Origin of the sequence: Pseudomonas sp. IT-P294, from assembly GCF_949767865.1 — a bacterium.
GTDB lineage: Bacteria > Pseudomonadota > Gammaproteobacteria > Pseudomonadales > Pseudomonadaceae > Aquipseudomonas.
This window is the reverse complement of sequence record NZ_CATKQW010000010.1, coordinates 13,466-31,062: the sequence shown is the minus strand read 5'-3', so window position 1 is coordinate 31,062 and position 17,597 is coordinate 13,466. Positions and strand designations below refer to the sequence as shown.

The 17,597-nt window shown below is 58.6% G+C and carries 15 protein-coding genes; 9 read left to right on the top strand and 6 right to left on the bottom strand.

Annotated features, from left to right (window positions below; all coding sequences use genetic code 11):
* Positions 1 to 79: 79 nt before the first annotated feature.
* On the top strand, positions 80 to 1,054 hold the full coding sequence (hemB, locus tag ACM6I0_RS07235) for a porphobilinogen synthase (RefSeq protein WP_414921866.1): 975 nt from the start codon (positions 80 to 82) through the stop codon (positions 1,052 to 1,054).
* A gap of 123 nt (positions 1,055 to 1,177) precedes the next feature.
* Here the strand turns inward: hemB and ACM6I0_RS07230 are convergent, their stop codons facing one another.
* A complete protein-coding gene (locus ACM6I0_RS07230) occupies positions 1,178 to 2,713 on the bottom strand; it encodes an FAD-dependent oxidoreductase (protein ID WP_414921865.1) in 1,536 nt (511 codons plus the stop codon).
* Positions 2,714 to 2,874: 161 nt separating this feature from the next.
* On the opposite strand from ACM6I0_RS07230, the gene ACM6I0_RS07225 reads away from it, so the two are divergent.
* On the top strand, positions 2,875 to 3,969 hold the full coding sequence (locus ACM6I0_RS07225) for a DUF1615 domain-containing protein (RefSeq protein ID WP_414921864.1): 1,095 nt from the start codon (positions 2,875 to 2,877) through the stop codon (positions 3,967 to 3,969).
* A gap of 79 nt (positions 3,970 to 4,048) precedes the next feature.
* Here the strand turns inward: ACM6I0_RS07225 and ACM6I0_RS07220 are convergent, their stop codons facing one another.
* A complete protein-coding gene (locus tag ACM6I0_RS07220; protein WP_414921863.1) occupies positions 4,049 to 4,450 on the bottom strand; it encodes a hypothetical protein in 402 nt (133 codons plus the stop codon).
* Between the two features lie 317 nt (positions 4,451 to 4,767).
* Here ACM6I0_RS07220 and ACM6I0_RS07215 point away from each other — a divergent pair, with 317 nt between their 5' ends.
* The gene (locus ACM6I0_RS07215; protein ID WP_414921862.1) at positions 4,768 to 5,391 is read left to right on the top strand and encodes a glutathione S-transferase N-terminal domain-containing protein; all 624 of its coding nucleotides are present in this window, start codon (positions 4,768 to 4,770) and stop codon (positions 5,389 to 5,391) included.
* Between the two features lie 66 nt (positions 5,392 to 5,457).
* Here ACM6I0_RS07215 and ACM6I0_RS07210 read toward each other — a convergent pair whose 3' ends face one another.
* Positions 5,458 to 5,898, bottom strand: coding sequence for a CBS domain-containing protein (locus ACM6I0_RS07210; RefSeq protein ID WP_090186012.1), 441 nt, complete (start codon positions 5,896 to 5,898; stop codon positions 5,458 to 5,460).
* Between the two features lie 261 nt (positions 5,899 to 6,159).
* Here ACM6I0_RS07210 and ACM6I0_RS07205 point away from each other — a divergent pair, with 261 nt between their 5' ends.
* Positions 6,160 to 8,520, top strand: coding sequence for a DNA polymerase II (locus ACM6I0_RS07205; RefSeq protein WP_414921861.1), 2,361 nt, complete (start codon positions 6,160 to 6,162; stop codon positions 8,518 to 8,520).
* On the opposite strand, the gene ACM6I0_RS07200 is transcribed toward ACM6I0_RS07205, so the two are convergent.
* From ACM6I0_RS07200 to ACM6I0_RS07190, 3 genes are all read right to left on the bottom strand, one after another.
* On the bottom strand, positions 8,485 to 8,955 hold the full coding sequence (locus tag ACM6I0_RS07200) for a DUF1810 domain-containing protein (RefSeq protein ID WP_285435991.1): 471 nt from the start codon (positions 8,953 to 8,955) through the stop codon (positions 8,485 to 8,487). The two genes, ACM6I0_RS07205 and ACM6I0_RS07200, sit on opposite strands and share 36 nt — an antisense overlap.
* 30 nt (positions 8,956 to 8,985) lie before the next feature.
* Positions 8,986 to 9,807, bottom strand: coding sequence for an aldo/keto reductase (locus ACM6I0_RS07195; protein WP_285435990.1), 822 nt, complete (start codon positions 9,805 to 9,807; stop codon positions 8,986 to 8,988).
* A 163-nt stretch (positions 9,808 to 9,970) separates the two neighbouring features.
* Complete coding sequence (locus ACM6I0_RS07190; protein ID WP_414921860.1) at positions 9,971 to 11,119, bottom strand: aldose epimerase family protein; 1,149 nt, start codon at positions 11,117 to 11,119, stop codon at positions 9,971 to 9,973.
* Positions 11,120 to 11,371: 252 nt separating this feature from the next.
* Between ACM6I0_RS07190 and ACM6I0_RS07185 the strand changes: the two genes are divergently transcribed.
* The 5 genes from ACM6I0_RS07185 (at position 11,372) to ACM6I0_RS07165 (ending at position 17,574) form a co-directional block, all read left to right on the top strand.
* Positions 11,372 to 12,121 (top strand): hypothetical protein, encoded by a 750-nt coding sequence (locus tag ACM6I0_RS07185; protein WP_414921859.1) that lies wholly within the window; start codon positions 11,372 to 11,374, stop codon positions 12,119 to 12,121.
* A 255-nt stretch (positions 12,122 to 12,376) separates the two neighbouring features.
* Complete coding sequence (locus ACM6I0_RS07180; RefSeq protein WP_414921858.1) at positions 12,377 to 13,162, top strand: sulfite exporter TauE/SafE family protein; 786 nt, start codon at positions 12,377 to 12,379, stop codon at positions 13,160 to 13,162.
* Between the two features lie 183 nt (positions 13,163 to 13,345).
* The gene (locus ACM6I0_RS07175; protein ID WP_414921857.1) at positions 13,346 to 15,076 is read left to right on the top strand and encodes a PAS domain-containing sensor histidine kinase; all 1,731 of its coding nucleotides are present in this window, start codon (positions 13,346 to 13,348) and stop codon (positions 15,074 to 15,076) included.
* Positions 15,061 to 15,450: a response regulator gene (locus tag ACM6I0_RS07170; protein WP_414921856.1), complete on the top strand. Its 390-nt coding sequence runs from the start codon at positions 15,061 to 15,063 to the stop codon at positions 15,448 to 15,450. The genes ACM6I0_RS07175 and ACM6I0_RS07170 overlap by 16 nt, the downstream gene beginning before the upstream one ends.
* 9 nt (positions 15,451 to 15,459) lie before the next feature.
* Positions 15,460 to 17,574, top strand: coding sequence for a putative bifunctional diguanylate cyclase/phosphodiesterase (locus ACM6I0_RS07165; RefSeq protein ID WP_414921855.1), 2,115 nt, complete (start codon positions 15,460 to 15,462; stop codon positions 17,572 to 17,574).
* Positions 17,575 to 17,597: the final 23 nt, after the last annotated feature.

Here is a 17,597-nt window from a genome sequence, read left to right as displayed (position 1 = left end):
CGCGCCTCAGGTGTGTACCCCACACCTCGCAAGGCATAAGCTTCGCCCCCTACGACTTTTGTCTTGTTCAGGAAACCCCATGTCCAGTCAGTTCCCCGAAGCACGTCCACGCCGTCTGCGCCGCAATGCGAGCCTGCGCAGCCTGTTCCAGGAAACCGAGTTCAGCTTGAACGACCTGGTGTTGCCGATTTTCGTCGAGGAAGAAATCGACGATTTCGTGCCGATCAAAAGCATGCCCGGGGTGATGCGAATCCCCGAGTCGAAACTGGCCGGCGAGATCGAGCGCTATGCCCGGGCCGGGATCAAGTCGGTGATGACCTTCGGCGTGTCGCATCACCTGGACAGCAGCGGCAGCGACACCTGGAACGATAACGGGCTGGTGTCACGCATGTCGCGCATTGCCAAGGACGCTGTGCCGGAAATGATCGTGATGTCCGACACCTGCTTCTGCGAGTACACCGATCACGGCCATTGTGGCGTGCTGCACAACCACGAGGTCGACAACGACCAGACCCTGATCAACCTCGGCAGACAAGCGGTAGCCGCGGCACGTGCCGGTGCGGATGTGATCGCGCCGTCAGCGGCCATGGACGGCCAGGTCCAGGCGATTCGCCGGGCGCTGGATGAAGCCGGTTTCACCCAGACCGCGATCGTGGCCTATTCGACCAAATTTGCTTCGGCGCTTTATGGCCCGTTCCGTGAAGCCGGCGGCAGCGCCCTTAAAGGCGACCGCAAAAGCTACCAGATGAACCCGATGAACCGCCGCGAAGCGGTGCGCGAATCGCTGATGGACGAGCAGGAAGGCGCCGACGCGCTGATGGTCAAACCGGCTGGCGCCTACCTGGACATCATCCGCGACATCCGTGAAGTGTCGCGGTTACCGCTGTCGGCGTATCAGGTCAGCGGCGAGTACGCGATGATCAAATTCGCCGCGCAGGCCGGGGCGATCGATGAGGACCGGGTGGTGCGTGAAAGCCTGGGGGCGATCAAGCGGGCCGGCGCGGACCTGATCTTTACCTACTTTGCGATGGACCTGGCCCTGGCCGGGATCTAAACCCCACCGCAAAAAAACTGTGGGAGCGAGCCTGCTCGCGATGGCGGTGTATCAGTCAAAACACAATCGACTGACACGACCCCATCGCGAGCAGGCTCGCTCCCACAGGGGTATGGGGTGGACTCAGGCGCTGCCAAAAAACGGCCGGATCCCGTGGTGCTTGAAATACCGCTCGATCACCTTCGGGTCAGCACAGGTTTCGGCAATCGCCACATACGTATCCGGGCGCAACAGGTAAAACCCGTTGCGCCCCAGACCCGCGGCTTCAAACGCCGGGCGCCAATCGAATACGTGCAGCGGCAGGTGATGCTCGATGCACCAGTCAATCATCTCGTCGCTGGTGTCGCCGTAGACATGCACCTGCCAGGTCGGACACTTCAATGATTCGAAATTGTCGCCCTCACCGTCGTGAGCCCAGGGCAGGCGATCGCCGCCATGAACGTGACCGGCGACGCCCGTGCTCAAGGGCGTCCCGCGATAATTGAGGGTGATTTGCGACACCGTGCGAAACAGAAATTCGCGGGACGTTTCGAACGAGGCCATTTTGGGGATCACGAACGGTGCCAGGCGTGTGCGCAACAAATCGGCCAGGCGGCCCTCGGCGGTGACGAACGTGAATACCCGATCGGTGGTGGTCACCAGTTTGCGGGCAAAGGCAATGCGCTCGGTTTCGTAAGTGTCGAGCAGGTTGGCCGTCGCGCCACCGCTCAACACCGCTGCCAGTTTCCAGGCCAGGTTGATGGCATCGCCGATTCCGGTGTTCATGCCCTGACCACCCGCCGGGCTATGGACATGCGCGGCGTCTCCCAAAAGAAACGCGCGACCGCTGCGAAAGTGCTCCGCCACCCGATGATGCACCCGATAGGTCGAGAACCAGTTCACCTGATCGATCTGCACTTTCATATGTTCGATGGCCCGGCTGCTGACGTCTTCAAACTGCAGGCTTTCAACCCGGTCGGCGCGTTCATCACGTACGGTGCCGATCAAACGGGCGCGACCTTCACCGGCCAGCGGAAACACCGCGAGAAAGTCAGCTTCGTCGAGGTCTACGTGCAGTTCGCCATTGAACGTCGGCCCACGGGCCTGCACATCGGCAACGTAGAAAATCTGCTGGTAAGTGCCGCCGGGAAAACCAGTGTCGAGGGTCTTGCGCACCATTGATCGGGCGCCATCGCACCCGGCCAGATAACACGCCTGGCAGACTTCCTGTTGGCCGTCGGGCAAGCGCAGCCTGACGCTGATGCCATCGCCGGTGTCCTCGAAACTCTCAAGTTCAGTGTTGCGTTCAACCTCGACGCCGAACTTTTCAAGGCGTTCGATCAGCAACCGTTCGTGCTCGTCTTGAGGGAATATCTCGAGAAAGGCGTAAGGCGTCAGCCCCTCACCGATGCGCGTCAGCGGCAAACGCGCCACGGGCTCGCCCTTGACCCAGAAATTCGCCGCGCCGACGCGATGGCCGTTACGGACCACGGCATCGCTGAGGTCGAGCTGACGGTAAAGTTCGAGCGTCCGCGCCTGCACCGCCAGCGCCCGCGACGTGGTGCCAGGCGCTGACGTCTTGTCGAGAATCCGCACCCGAATCCCCAGTTTGCTCAGCCACAGCGCCAGTACCAGCCCGGTCGGGCCGGCACCGACGATCAGTACATCGCTACGGTTCATGAGCCTGTCCTCTTCGGTGTGAGGTTCAAGTATGGTTCAGCCCGGTGGGTTGGTCAGGTCGCGTATACCCAACGGGAACAGCGAGGAACGGCAAGAGTCATAGCCTGCACCATGCCATTGATCGTATGGTGATCCCCGCTCAATGGATTTGATGGAGCAACATGCAAGCCAATCGATTGATCATGAGTCTCGCGGCTCTGCTGGTGCTGGCGGGCTGTGGCACCCAGCGCCCGCAGGAACCGCCTGCCCGCAAGCCTGCCGAGGTCAAGGCCGAGATCGTGCGCCTGCTGCCGGCGAAAACGGTTGATCGCCAGGGCTGGGCCACGGATATCTACGCAGCGTTTGCCGCGCAAAACATCTATCCATCGACCCAGAACCTGTGTTCGGTGCTCGCGGTCACCGAGCAGGAGTCGACGTTTCAGGTCGATCCACCTGTGCCGGGCCTGGGCAAGATCGCCCGCGACGAGATTGACCGCCGTGCCGCCAGCGCGCACATCCCCAGCCTGTTGGTGAGCGGTGCCCTGCAGGTCCGTTCCTCCAACGGCAAAAGCTACAGCGAGCGGCTGAATGCGGCGCGCAGCGAACAAGAACTCAGCGCCATCTTCGACGACTTCATTGGCATGGTGCCCATGGGGCGGACCCTGTTCGGCGGGTTCAACCCGGTGCACACCGCAGGTCCGATGCAGGTCAGCATCGACTTCGCCGAGCAACACGCGAAGGAGTATCCGTACCCGATGAACAGCACGATCCGTCATGAAGTGTTCACTCGTCGCGGCGGTATGTATTTCGGCATCGCCCATTTGCTCGGGTATCCGGTGAGCTACAAACAGCCGTTGTATCGCTTTGCCGATTTCAACGCCGGTTGGTACGCCAGCCGCAATGCGGCGTTTCAGAACGCGGTGAGTCGCGCCTCTGGCATCCCACTGGACCTGGATGGCGATCTGGTGCGTTATGACTCGATCATGCCGGGCACCACGGAGTTGGCGGTGCGCACCCTGGGCAAGCAATTGGGTATGCGCAATACGACCATTCGGGATCAATTGGAGGAGGGCAAGAACCTTGGGTTTGAGGACACTCAACTCTATGCGCGGGTTTTCGAGCTGGCCGAGAAGGCGCAAGGTCGACCGTTGCCGCACGCGGTATTGCCGGGGATCGAGCTGCAAAGCCCGAAAATCACTCGCAAGCTGACGACAGCGTGGTTTGCCAAGCGGGTCGATGAGCGTTACCAGCGCTGCATGGAGCGTGCGGGCAAGTGACCAAGCGCTGATAAACAGGCATAAAAAACCCGGCGGATGAGGCCGGGTTTTCATTGAGTCCTGCAGTGAAACGACGCATTTATGCAGCGCGGCTTTCGATCAGACGATCCGAGCCACCTTCGGCAACGCGTTTTTCGATCAAACGATCCGAACCGCCTTCTGCAACACGATTCTCGATCAAACGGTCGGAACCACCTTCGGCAACACGTTTTTCGATCAAACGATCCGAACCGCCTTCTGCAACACGATTCTCGATCAGTCGATCCGAACCACCTTCAGCAACGCGTTTTTCGATCAGACGATCGGAACCACCTTCGGCAACGCGATTCTCGATCAGACGATCCGAACCACCCTCAGCCACACGACTTTCAATCAGACGATCGGAGCCGCCTTCAGCGACAACCGGGTGAGTCGAAGTAGCGGCGAAAGCGTTAACTGCAAAAACCGAGAAAGCGATGCTGAGGAAGAGTTGGCGTTTCATGGTGGTGTGCTCCAGGGGGTCGTTGTTTTGTATGGAGCCGATGTTACGCCGCGGATTTTTTATGAGAACTTCATTGAGGTGATGGTGACCATTGACGGCAATGATAGGACCTGCGGGGTCCCTGCGCGGGCGTGATGGTTCAGTCGTCGGGTCGTCTCGGCAGGGGCGAGCGGCGCTTCTACACTGGTTAGCTGGCACATGCCTTTGCCAGACCCCGGGCCAAGGCAGCCAACGCCCTGATTCACTCAACGGCAGGGAACGAGCCGGCAAACCGCGCCTCTACTGACTGTAACCTTGTCCCGCCAGGAGGCAGCACCATGTATCAGCTCTACGGACACCAGAACTCCGGCGCCGCCGCGATCGAGGCTGCACTTGAACTCTGTGAAATCCCTTATCGCTTCATCGACGTCGAGTCGTCACCGGAGGCCGCCAAAGCCCTGGAGAAGCTCAACCCGCTCAAGCAGATTCCGACGCTGCAACTGCCCGACGGCGGCATTCTCACCGAAAGCGCGGCGATCCTGATTCACCTGGGGCTGGCGTTCCCCCAATCGAACCTGCTGTCGAGCGACCCGGCCGAGCGTGATCAGGCGATCCGTGGCCTGGCGTACATCGTCAGCAATTGCTACGCGGCCATCGGCATCATCGATTACCCCGAGCGCTGGCTGATCGAGGCGGATGCTGCGTCCAGGGAGAATCTCATGGCCGGTGCCCGCCGGCGGTTGCACTGGTGTTGGGAGGTATTTGCCGATCAGTTTTCCGGCGAGTTGTATCTGGACGACGAGACGCCTGGCGCACTGGATGTGCTGGCAGCGGTGGTGACGCGGTGGGCGGGCAGTCGGGAGCATCTGCGCCATGCCCGACCGGGCTTCTACGCGTGGCTGACGCGAATCGACCGGCACCCGACGTTGGCACCGGTCTTTGCCCGGCATTGGCCGAACTGAGGAACATCAACAATCAATGTGGGAGCGAGCAGGTTCGCTCCCACAGCCAGTACGGTGTTTCTTCAATCAGTCGCCGCGAATGTACTGCTCCAGTTGGCGGATCAGCTCAGCCTGTTCGGCAATGGCTTCCTTGACCAGGTCGCCGATCGACAGCAAACCGATCAACACGCCGTTTTCCACCACCGGCAAGTGCCGCAGGCGTTTGTCGGACATGATGCCCATGCAGGTTTCGACGGTTTGGTGGGTGTCCACCGTGATCACCGGCGACACCATGATGTCTTCGACCGGTGTACCCACCGAGGAGCGGCCCTTGAGCACGAGTTTGCGCGCATAGTCACGCTCGCTGATGATGCCCACGACTTCGCCATTTTTTACGACGGGCAATGCGCCGACGTTTTTCGCGGCCATGACCATCAGCGCTTCCAGGACCATTTGATGTGGCGCAATGGTGTGGACTTCGTGATTCTGTTCAGCCTTTAACTTCAGCAGTTGGGCGACGGTTTTCATGGCGGTTTCTCAGGTGTTGTCGTTGTTCTTGAAGAATCGTAGACCCAAGCGCTGAGGGCAAGCCACAAAGCGGCAGAAAACGCTCAAAAAACGCCATTCAGCGGTTTTTCTTTGGTAAACCTGAATATTCCATCGTTGTTCACGAATCCATAGGCTGAACTCAATCCTGTGTGAGCGAACCTGTATCCACCTCGCAGAGAAGGCCATCAACCGCAATGACGCGTAGAATCGCCACCTGAATCAAATCTTGAGGTTGCAGTGGTGGATTTACAGCAGGGCTTCGTCCTGACCCGGCATTGGCGCGATACACCGACCGGTACGCAAGTCGAGTTCTGGCTGGCGACCGATGCCGGCCCCCAGCGAATTCGCCTGCCTCATCAACCGTCGGTGGCGTTCATTCCGGCGGCACAGCGCGAGCAGGCCGAAACGGTGTTGCGCGGCGAAAAAAACGTCGAGCTAAAACCGTTGGCCCTTCTGGATTTCGAGCACCGTCCAGTGCTCGGCCTCTATTGCCAGCAGCACGGCCAGTTGATGCGCCTGGAAACCGCGCTGCGTAAAGCAGGCGTCGAGATGTTCGAAGCCGACGTGCGCCCGCCGGAACGCTACATGATGGAGCGTTTCATCACGGCGCCTGTGCTGTTCGGTGGCACGCCAGACGCCGATGGCCTGCTGCTCGAAGCACAAATGAAGCCCGACCCCGGCTACCGACCGACACTCAGGCTGGTGTCCCTCGACATTGAAACCACCGCCCAAGGCGAGTTGTATTCCATTGCGCTGGAAGGCTGCGGCGAGCGTCAGGTCTACATGCTTGGCCCGCCCAATGGCGACGACAGCGAAGTGGATTTCCAGCTTGAGTACTGCGACTCGCGAACCCTGCTGCTGAAAAAACTCAACGAATGGTTCGCCCGCCATGATCCCGACGCGATCATCGGCTGGAACGTCGTGCAGTTCGACTTGCGCGTGCTGCACCAACACGCCCGGCAGTTGGGCGTGCCGCTGAAACTGGGGCGGGGTGGCGAAGAGATGCAATGGCGCGAACACGGCAGTCGCAACCATTACTTCGCTGCTGCCGCCGGACGGTTGATCATCGACGGCATCGAATCGTTGCGTTCGGCGACCTGGAGTTTCCCCTCGTTCAGCCTGGAAAACGTCGCGCAATCCTTGCTCGGCGAGGGCAAGGCGATCAGCACGCCGTACCAGCGCATGGACGAAATCAACCGCATGTTCGCCGAGGACAAGCCGGCCCTGGCCACGTACAACCTCAAGGACTGCGAGCTGGTGACGCGGATTTTCGCCAAGACCGAACTGCTGACCTTTCTGCTGGAGCGTGCCAGCGTCACCGGTTTGCCGGCCGATCGCAACGGTGGCTCGGTCGCAGCGTTCACTCACTTGTACATGCCGCTGATGCACCGTCAGGGCTTCGTCGCGCCCAACCTCGGCACCAAGCCCGCGCAGGCCAGCCCCGGTGGATTCGTCATGGATTCGCAACCGGGCCTGTATGAGTCGGTGCTGGTGCTCGATTACAAAAGCCTCTATCCCTCGATCATCCGCACTTTCCTGATCGACCCGGTGGGGCTGATCGAAGGTTTGCAACACCCTGACGACAGTGAGTCCGTGCCAGGCTTTCGCGGTGCGCGTTTTTCCAGAACCCGGCATTGCCTGCCCGCCATCGTCGCCCGGGTAGCCGAAGGTCGCGAGACCGCCAAGCGCGAACACAACGCGCCGCTGTCGCAAGCCTTGAAAATCATCATGAACGCTTTCTACGGCGTGCTCGGCTCCAGCGGCTGCCGTTTCTTCGACACGCGGTTGGCGTCGTCCATCACCTTGCGCGGTCACGAGATCATGCTGCGCACCCGCCAGTTGATCGAAGCCCAGGGCCACACGGTGATCTACGGCGATACAGACTCCACGTTCGTCTGGCTACGTCGTGCCCACGGCCAGGAAGAGGCCGCGCAGATCGGTCGTGCGCTGGTGGACCATGTCAACCAATGGTGGCGCGAGCATGTGCAGCAGGAATACGGGCTGCAAAGCGCTCTGGAATTGCAGTTCGAGACTCACTACACGCGGTTTTTGATGCCGACCATTCGTGGGGCCGAGGAGGGCAGCAAGAAGCGGTATGCCGGGCTGGTCATTCGTGCCGATGGCACTGACGAAATGGTCTACAAAGGCCTGGAAACCGTACGCACCGACTGGTCACCGCTGGCCCGGCAGTTCCAGCAGGAGTTGTACTCGAGGATCTTCCATCGCCAGCCTTATCAGGATTACGTGCGCGATTATGTGCGCAAGACCCTGTCCGGCGAATTCGACGACCGCCTGATCTACCGCAAACGCCTGCGCCGCACCCTCGATGACTATGAGCGCAATGTGCCGCCTCACGTCCGCGCGGCGCGTATCGCCGACGACTACAACGACCGGCAGGGTCGCCCCCGGCAATACCAGAACGGCGGCTGGATCAACTACGTGATCACCGTTGCCGGGCCCGAACCGCTGGAGATCCGCAGTGCCCCGATTGACTACGACCATTACGTCACCCGCCAACTGCAACCGGTGGCGGATGCGATCCTGCCCTTTGTCGACGACGACTTCTCAACCCTGGTGGGTGGGCAAATGGGCCTGTTTTAGGTCCAGTAGCGACACCGTCCAGGCATCCGGTACTCCATGAAAGTACTGATCCAGCGCCTGATGGAACACGCTGCCCTTGGGCGAAAACTGGGCAAACAGCGTCATCGAGGAATGGAATTTCAGGTTGTCGGGATGACCGAAAATCTCGGCTATCGAGCGATTTTTAATGTCCAGGACCAGTTGCGTGCAGGTGCGCAGGCGCGTTCCCAGTTGTGGGTGTTCAAGGTAGGCAAGCGCCTCTTCGCGGGAGCGGATCGCGAAATGCCGTGACATCTCGCTGCCACCCAGGCCGGCTAACTGCGGGAAGATAAACCACATCCAGTGACGACGTTTTTGACCGTTGCGCAGTTCCTCCTGAACCCGATCAAACACGGGGTCCTGAGCCTGAACGAACCGTGGCAAATTAAAAGCATCGAGCTGATCGGTGCTTCTCATGCAGAAGTCCTCTGACAACACCGCGATGGCTTAGACCATGGCCAACCGCTGTTTGCGTTGTGGCGCGTGAAACGCTTGGTCCAGCGCCTTCAAGTCCTCGTCTTCGAGCCGCAGTTGCGCGGCCTGCGCATTCAGTTGCACATGTTCGGTTCTGACCGCTTTGGGGATGGCGATCACATCAGGCGTGCGCAGTATCCATGCCAGTGCAACCTGGGCGGGGCTCACCCCGTGACGGGCGGCAATCTGTTTGAGTGTCGGCTGGGCCAGCAGTTGCCCGCCCTGACCGATAGGGCAGTAGGCCATCAATGGTTGATGATGCTGCTGGCACCAGGGCAGCAGATCAAATTCGATACCGCGCTCTTCCAGGTTGTAGAGCACTTGATTGGTCGCGCAGGCGGGTGAGGCCAGCTCTTGAAGGTCATCCACGTCGAAATTGGACACGCCCCAACGACCGATCTTGCCTTCTTCACGCAGGCGTTCGAAGGCGTCGACGGTTTCCTCAAGCGGATACTGGCCACGCCAGTGCAGCAGGTACAGATCGATATAGTCGGTATTCAAGCGTCGCAAGCTGCGTTCGCAGGCCTGTGGGATACCTTTACGGCTGGCGTTGTGCGGGTAGACCTTGCTGACCAGGAAGACCTTGTCGCGCATTCCCTCGATGGCTTCACCCACCACTTTTTCCGCGCCACCTTCGGCGTACATTTCAGCGGTATCGATCAGGGTCATGCCCAACTCGATGCCCAGGCGCAAAGCGGCGACTTCCTTGGTGTGTTGCGAGGGATCTTCTCCCATGCGCCAGGTGCCTTGGCCGATGACCGGTACGTTGACGCCGGCCAATTCGAGGGTACGCATGAAAATCTCCTTATTTTGAATCGAAGCATACTCTTTGATTGGCAGCAAAATCCTCAAGTGGTTCCGTAACGCAGGCAGCCGCTGCCGAGCCTTCGGGCCGGGATCGATCGATCACGGTGCCCTCAGGCTTGTGGCGGCGGCAGGATTGCGTGTCGTGGGATGGTCAGTTGGCCGAAAATTTCAGCACGGTATTTTGGGTATAGGCCTTGCCCGGGTCGAGTCGTGTGGACGGGAAATTCGGCTGGTTCGGCGAGTCCGGGTAATGCTGGGTCTCCAGGGTAAACGCGCCCCAATGCGCATAGACTTTGCCAGCCTTGCCCTTGACCGTGCCGTCGAGGAAGTTGCTGGTGTAGAACTGCACGCCCGGTTCCGAGGTGTAAAGCTGCAAGCGGCGGCCCGATTGCGGATCGCTGACATCGGCGGCGAGTTGGCTGACGTCACCCTTGGCGTCCAGCGCCCAGTTGAAGTCGAAACCACCCTGTTTCGGTTCGGCGAACTTCAACTGCGGGTGATCGGCCTTGATGTTTTTGCCAATGGCGGTTGGCTGGGTGAAGTCCATCGGCGTGCCACTGACCGGGGCCAGTTCGCCAGTGGGAATCAGCTTGCCGTTGACCGGTGTGTAATGGGTCGCGTGCAGGGTCACGAGTTGTTTGAGTACATCACCGTTGCCGGCACCGGCGAGGTTGAAGTAGCTGTGGTTCGTCAGGTTCAGCACCGTTGGTTTATCGGTGGAGGCCTTGTACTCGATGCGCAGCTCATTGTTCTCGGTGAGGCTGTAAGTGACCTCGGTTTTGAGGGTGCCGGGAAAACCCATTTCTCCGTCCGCCGACACATGCGTCAGGGTCACGCCCACCGAATCCTTGCCTTTGCTCGGTTGGGCTTTCCACACGTGCTTGTCGAAACCCTGCGGGCCGCCGTGCAGCGAGTTTGAGCCATCGTTGAGCGGCACCTGATAGCGCTTGCCGTCCAGTTCGAAGGCCCCATTGGCCAGGCGATTGCCAAAGCGCCCGATGGTCGCACCAAAGTACGCCGTACCGCCCTGATAGCCCTGAACGTCGTCAAACCCCAGTACCACATCGTCGAATTTGCCGTTTTTGTCCGGCACCTTCAACGACTGCAAAATCCCGCCGTAGGTAATCACCGTGGCCTGCATGCCGTGGCTGTTGCGCAAAATGTATTGCTCGACGGGGCTGCCGTCACGGGTCTTGCCGAAGGCTTTGTGTTCGCTGGACAGGCCGGCAGCCTGGGTGGAGAGGGTGGCAATCATCAGGGACAGTCCGAGGCCGCAGAGAGGGTAACGGGATTTCAACATGGTTGATCTTCCTTTTTGTTATTTTTAGCAAAGTAGTAATACTAATTTTCGATTTTCAATGCCAAGCAAGGAAGGATTTATAGCTGATATACGTTATGTTGCAATTATAAAGTATGACTAATTAGGCGGGGCTTCTCTCGGCAACCAACGTTTATGGACCATCGGCACTGCACTTTTTGCGCATTGACGGCTCTATCCATGGCCAGCCTGCGGTGATTCCCACCATCGGCCAATGCCCAAGTCCAACTGTCCATGGCCCAGGTTTTTGCCCTTTCTGCCTCACTGAGCCGTCGTCATTGCCTGCTGCTGGCGGGCCTGTCGATGCTCTTTGCCACGGGTTGCAGCCAGCAGCAGGGCAGGGACATCGTCACTCAGTTCCGCGAAGGCACCCCCCAAGAGTTTCTTCAGACCAGTGTCGATCGCATGGCGACCCTGACGATGCGCGACAACCTCGACAGCCTCTACTTGCTGATGAGCAAGTTGTATTTGCGCAACCCTGATGAGTTGAAAAAGTCCGGCTTTCTCGATGCCAGAACGGCTGGCAAGCAAGTGCGCCTGGCCATTGAACAACAGCAGCCACTGCCAACCCTGGGCGGCAAGAAAGACCTGGCGGCGCTGAGTTATGCCATGAGCCCGGAATTTCTCGGCGATCGGGTCGGCGCTTTCATCTATGCCATCGGCAGCATGCTGGTCACCGCTCATGGCAACCGTGTCGAGTTTTACATGACCGATGCGATCAACTCGATGTTCGTCAACAACGCCGCACGCAATATCGAGAAAGCCACCTGGATCTTGAGCCATCGACAAAACAAAAACGGCGAGCCCTTGCTGTTTTCCAATGAAATTTCGGAAGAGGGCAGCAACCTCAGTTTTGCCGTGGAATTCGGCAAGATCGTCGCGCGGCTGGACCTGCTGACGCAGATGCTGGACGAGCGCTACCGACGGATCGGCCTGAATTACGCCCAGAGTTTGCTGTTCTTGAATTTCTTGCCGGTGCAGTAGATCAATCCCACCGCACTAACTGACACAACAGATTCCCTTGTGGGAGCGGGCTTGCTCGCGAATGCGGTCGAACACTCAACAAAAATGTTGGCTGACAGTCCGCTTTCGCGAGCAAGCCCGCTCCCACAGGGAATTGAGTACACATGACACATGGTGTGTTGTGGAATAAGGATAGTTCGCATCGATATAACTGGTTATAAGAAAAATCGCTATGCTGCGGGCCAGATTTCTCATGCGTTTTTTGTGGGCGTGTTAATGGATTTCGTTAACTTCGGGTTGGTAATTGCAGGATTGGTCGTGGGCTTCATCGTCGGCATGACCGGCGTGGGCGGCGGTTCGTTGATGACCCCGATCCTGCTGTGGTTCGGGATCAATCCGGCGACGGCGGTGGGCACTGACCTGCTGTACGCGGCCATTACCAAATCCAGCGGCGTGCTGGTTCATCGCAAGAACAACAACATCGACTGGGCAATTACCGGCTGGCTGACGCTCGGCAGTGTGCCTGCGGTGGCGCTGACCCTGTGGTTCCTCAGCCAATTGCAGACATCGCCCGAGGCGATGAACGCGGTCATCAAGCAGGCGCTGGGCTTTGTGTTGTTTGCCACGGCGTTGGCGATTCTCTTCAAGAAACGCCTGCTCGACTTCGCCCACAAACGTGCAGGCGGCCACTACAACCCCAGCGGTAAGCGCCTCAATGCACTGACGGTCGTTACCGGCCTGGTCCTGGGCACCATGGTCGCGCTGACCTCCATCGGCGCCGGCGCCTTGGGCACCGTTGCGCTATTTATCCTTTACCCGCTGCTGCCGACCCGCCGTCTCGTCGGAACGGAGATCGCTCACGCCGTGCCCCTGACCCTGGTCGCCGGTCTGGGCCATGCCAGCATGGGCAACATGGATTGGCACGTGCTGGGTTTCTTGTTGCTCGGTTCGCTGCCGGGGATTTATATCGGTAGTCACCTCACGGGTCGAATCTCCGATGAAGTACTGCGCCCTTGCCTGGCCACGATGCTGTTGCTGATCGGCTACAAACTGGCGTTCTAGTGTGCACCCCATCATCAAATCTTGATGGTCTGAAAGTCTAACGAAAGCTTCCCGGCTTACCCTCACTGCAGAGCCTCTGCTATCGTGTAAAAACCTCTGGTCGCTCATTCGGGCGATTCCCGTAAGCACGCTTTACGGCACCGTCATCACGGTCAGGTTCGCGAGTTAACGGGAAACGAATCATTGGACACGCCGCCAGTAGACCATCCGCCCCCCGAGCCTCTGTCTCGCGCTGAGAAGATTGTCGAGTTTCGCCGGCAGAAAACCTTGCTCAAGACCGGCGCCCTTCAAGACGCAATCTTTAACAGTGCCTACTTTTCCAGTATCGCCACCGACGAAAAAGGCGTTATCCAAATCTTCAATGTCGGCGCCGAGCGCATGCTCGGTTATCAGTCTGAAGACGTGGTCAACCGGATCACGCCGGCCGATATCTCCGACCCCGCCGAATTGATTACCCGCGCAGCCGCCCTGAGCCTTGAACTGAAGACACCGATCACGCCAGGCTTCGAAGCACTGGTATTCAAGGCCTCCCGCGGCATCGAAGATATTTATGAATTGACCTACATTCGCAAGGACGGCAGTCGCCTCTCGGCGATGGTGTCGGTCACCTCGTTGCGCGACAGCACGGAAACCATTATCGGTTACTTGCTGATCGGCACCGATAACACCGCGCGCAAACAGGAGGAAGCGGCCCAGGCCCTGCTGGATCAGCGTTTGCGCGATCAGCAGTTTTATACGCGCTCGTTGATCGAGTCGAATATCGATGCCCTGATGATGACGGATCCGCAGGGCATCATTTCCGACGTCAACAAACAAATGATGGCGCTCACCGGCCGTACCCGGGACGAATTGATTGGCGCACCCTGCAAAAACTTTTTCACCGATCCGGCGCGCGCCGATGCGGCAATCAAACGCGTGCTCAGTGAAAACAAAGTCAGCGATTACGAACTCACTGTGCGCGCTTACAACGGCACCGAAACCGTTGTGTCCTATAACGCGGCGACCTTTCACGACCGTGACCGCAAGTTGCAAGGTGTGTTCGCGGCTGCCCGTGATGTGACTGAGCGCAAGCGTTTCGAGCGTACGCTGGAAGAAAAGAATATCGAGCTCGAACATGCCAGCCACATGAAGTCCGAGTTCCTCGCCACCATGTCCCATGAACTGCGCACGCCTTTGAACGCCGTCATCGGCTTTTCCGAAGCACTCAGGGACGGCATGGTCGGAGACATGACCGAGACACAGCGCGAATACATAGGCGACATTTTCAACAGCGGCCAACACTTGCTGTCGCTGATCAATGACATCCTTGACCTGTCCAAGGTCGAAGCCGGGATGATGAAGCTGGAGCTGGAGCCCGTTGAACTGCAAGGTTTGCTGAGCAACAGCCTGCTGATCGTGCGTGAGAAAGCCGCACTGCAACGCATCCAGTTGAAACTCGACGCCGATACCGAATTCGGCAGCTTTGAACTTGATTTGCGCAAGACCAAACAGATCATCTACAACCTGCTGGCCAATGCCGTAAAATTCAGCGCGCCAGGAGGCGTGGTGACATTGGCGGTGCGCCAGGTGACGCGTGCACATGTCGGGACGCTCGAAGGGGATTGGCCCGTGCAGGGTTTCCCGATTCCGGACAGCGGTTTCGAGCAGTTTCTGGAGTTGAGTGTCAGCGATACCGGCATTGGTATCGCCCAGAGCAATATGGACAAGTTGTTCAAGGCATTCAGCCAGATCGACAGCAGTCTGGCACGTAAATTCGAGGGCACAGGCCTGGGGTTGGCGATGGTCAAGCAATTGACCGAGCTCCATGGCGGCAGTGTCGCGGTTGCCAGTCTTGAAGGAGCAGGCGCCCGATTTGTGGCGTGGTTGCCTATCCGTCGTTCAATCAATGTGGAGGCGCCGTGGCTGAAATCCTGATCGTCGAAGACAACGCCGCCAACATGCGCCTGGCCCGGCTGCTGCTCACCAGTGCCGGCCACAGCGTCATATGCGCGACGGATGCAGAAACCGCTCTGAAGCTGGCACGTGAGCTTCAGCCGGCGCTGATTCTCATGGACATCCAGTTACCGGGAATTGATGGCCTCAAGGCCACCTCATTGCTCAAGAGCGATGCGCTGACAGCGGCGATTCCGGTAATTGCGCTCACCGCCATGGCCATGAAAGAAGATGAAGAAAAAACCCGTCTGGCGGGGTGTAACGCTTACATCATCAAACCTCTGCGCTACAAAGAGCTCTACCGGGTCATCGACACGTTGCTGCAAAACAATCTGCCTCAACAGCCCTCTACTTGAGCTCTCTACATGTCGGACACTTGCGCTACTTTATTGATCGTTGACGATGAACCCCATGTCTGCAAATTGTTGCAGGTGCTATTACAGCATCAGGGGTATCAGACGTTAACAGCCCACTCGGGCGAAGAAGCTCTTCTGGCGGTCGCACAACAACCGCCGGACTTGATCCTGCTCGATATCATGATGCCGGGCATGGACGGTTTCGAAGTTGCCCGCCAGCTCAAGACGAACAAGGCCACGTCAAACATCCCGATCATCATGCTGTCCGCTCTCGGTGAGCACAGTGCGCGTATTTCCGGTCTGGAAGCAGGCGCCGAAGATTTCCTCAGTAAACCCGTGGAAAGTGCCGAGTTGTGGCTGCGGGTGCGCAACCTCTTAAGGCTCAAGACCTTTGGCGATTACCTGAAAAACCACAGCCTGATGCTGGAAGAGCAACTGCAACAGCGCACCATCGACCTTGAACGTTTTCGTTCGGCCATGGACGTGTCGGGTGACGCTATCTTCCTGATCAATCGCAGCACCATGCGTCTGATCGAGTTCAACCGACATGCCTGCCAAGTGTTTGGCTACACCCCGCAAGAGCTCTTGTGCAAGACACCGGCCGATCTCGGCGAAGACTCCATCGAACAGCTGGAGGCTTTATATGATCAGATCATCGCCGGCAGAGGCCCCAGCGAAGCCACGGAAACGCGTATCCGCTGCAAGGACGGCAGTTTCCTTCCGGTAGAAGTTCACCGCCAGGCTTACAAAACCGGGGATGACTGGATCATCGTCGGCATTGCGCGTGACATCACTGCGCGTAAGGAAAACGATCAGCGCATGCTGAAAATGGCCCATTACGATACGTTGACCGGGCTGCCCAATCGCAACCTGTTTTTCACCACGTTGCAAATGGGCCTTACCCAGGCGTCGCTCAGTCATTGGCAGCTGGCGGTGGTGACCGTCGACCTGGACGATTTCAGTAGCGTGAACGAAACCTGGGGCCACCTGTTGGGTGATCAAATGCTGGCAGAGCTGGGGCAGCGACTGACCAACTGCCTTAATGTCAGCGACACAGTGGGGCGCATGGACGGTGACGAATTTGCGTTGATCCTGATGATTCGCGAGGGCCAGGCAGATCCCCTGCAAACTGTCGAGCGCATACGCGAGACGCTGCGCGAGCCTTTTCTGCTCGACGGGCAGTCGACGGCGATGACCGCCAGTATCGGCATAGCGCTGTACCCAAATGATGGGGACGACGCACACGGGTTGATCAAACACGCGAACACCGCCATGCACCAGGCGAAGAAGGTCGGTCGGGACACTTTTCGTTTCTACACGGCACAAATGAATGTGGATGCATCGGCGCGGCAAGAGATGGAAATCGCCTTGCGTGAGGCCGTGCAACAGCAGGCGTTTGAGCTGTTTTACCAACCCAAGATTGGCTTGGTCGACGGCCAGGTGTGCGGACTGGAGGCCTTGTTGCGCTGGCCACGTCCGGGGCAATCCAATGTCTCTCCGGCGGTGTTCGTGCCGATGCTGGAAAACCTCGGGCTGATTAGCGAGGTCGGCAATTGGGTGATTACCTGTGTGTGCAAGCAAATCGCCGAATGGCGAAGCGCAGGGAAGGGGCCTCTCCAGGTAGCGGTCAACGTCTCCGGCCAGCAGATCATCGAAGGTGATCTGATCGACAGCATCCGGCAGGCGCTGATCGACCATCGGATCGATCCGCACTGGCTTGAAATCGAGCTGACAGAAAGTTCGTTGATGGAAAACACCTCGCACACCATTGCCAGTTTGCAGACCCTGCAAAATCTGGGGGTGAAGGTCTCGATCGACGATTTTGGCACCGGCTATTCAAGCCTTGCGTACCTGCGACGATTCCCGATCGACAAACTGAAGATCGATATCGCCTTCATCCGTGAAGTGACCAGCAACCCCCAAGACGCCGCTATTGCCAGGACGATCATTGAGTTGGCGCACAGTCTCAATCTGCAAGTGATCGCAGAAGGGGTGGAGACCCCTGAGCAACTGGCATTCCTGCGCGCGAACGGTTGCGATCAGGTGCAAGGCTATCTTTTCAGCCGGCCACTGCCGATCAAGGAGTTGGAGGAATTTCTACGCGAGCGGCAAGGTTTTACTTGAGCAGTAGTCTTTCCCAAGAACAC

Bases quoted from the DNA above. Each gene is read 5' to 3' on its own strand.
- hemB (WP_414921866.1), top strand. From the start codon at position 80: ATGTCCAGTCAGTTCCCCGAAGCACGTCCACGCCGTCTGCGCCGCAAT.
- ACM6I0_RS07230 (WP_414921865.1), bottom strand. From the start codon at position 2,713: ATGAACCGTAGCGATGTACTGATCGTCGGTGCCGGCCCGACCGGGCTG.
- ACM6I0_RS07225 (WP_414921864.1), top strand. From the start codon at position 2,875: ATGCAAGCCAATCGATTGATCATGAGTCTCGCGGCTCTGCTGGTGCTG.
- ACM6I0_RS07220 (WP_414921863.1), bottom strand. From the start codon at position 4,450: ATGAAACGCCAACTCTTCCTCAGCATCGCTTTCTCGGTTTTTGCAGTT.
- ACM6I0_RS07215 (WP_414921862.1), top strand. From the start codon at position 4,768: ATGTATCAGCTCTACGGACACCAGAACTCCGGCGCCGCCGCGATCGAG.
- ACM6I0_RS07210 (WP_090186012.1), bottom strand. From the start codon at position 5,898: ATGAAAACCGTCGCCCAACTGCTGAAGTTAAAGGCTGAACAGAATCAC.
- ACM6I0_RS07200 (WP_285435991.1), bottom strand. From the start codon at position 8,955: ATGAGAAGCACCGATCAGCTCGATGCTTTTAATTTGCCACGGTTCGTT.
- ACM6I0_RS07195 (WP_285435990.1), bottom strand. From the start codon at position 9,807: ATGCGTACCCTCGAATTGGCCGGCGTCAACGTACCGGTCATCGGCCAA.
- ACM6I0_RS07190 (WP_414921860.1), bottom strand. From the start codon at position 11,119: ATGTTGAAATCCCGTTACCCTCTCTGCGGCCTCGGACTGTCCCTGATG.
- ACM6I0_RS07185 (WP_414921859.1), top strand. From the start codon at position 11,372: ATGGCCCAGGTTTTTGCCCTTTCTGCCTCACTGAGCCGTCGTCATTGC.
- ACM6I0_RS07180 (WP_414921858.1), top strand. From the start codon at position 12,377: ATGGATTTCGTTAACTTCGGGTTGGTAATTGCAGGATTGGTCGTGGGC.
- ACM6I0_RS07165 (WP_414921855.1), top strand. From the start codon at position 15,460: ATGTCGGACACTTGCGCTACTTTATTGATCGTTGACGATGAACCCCAT.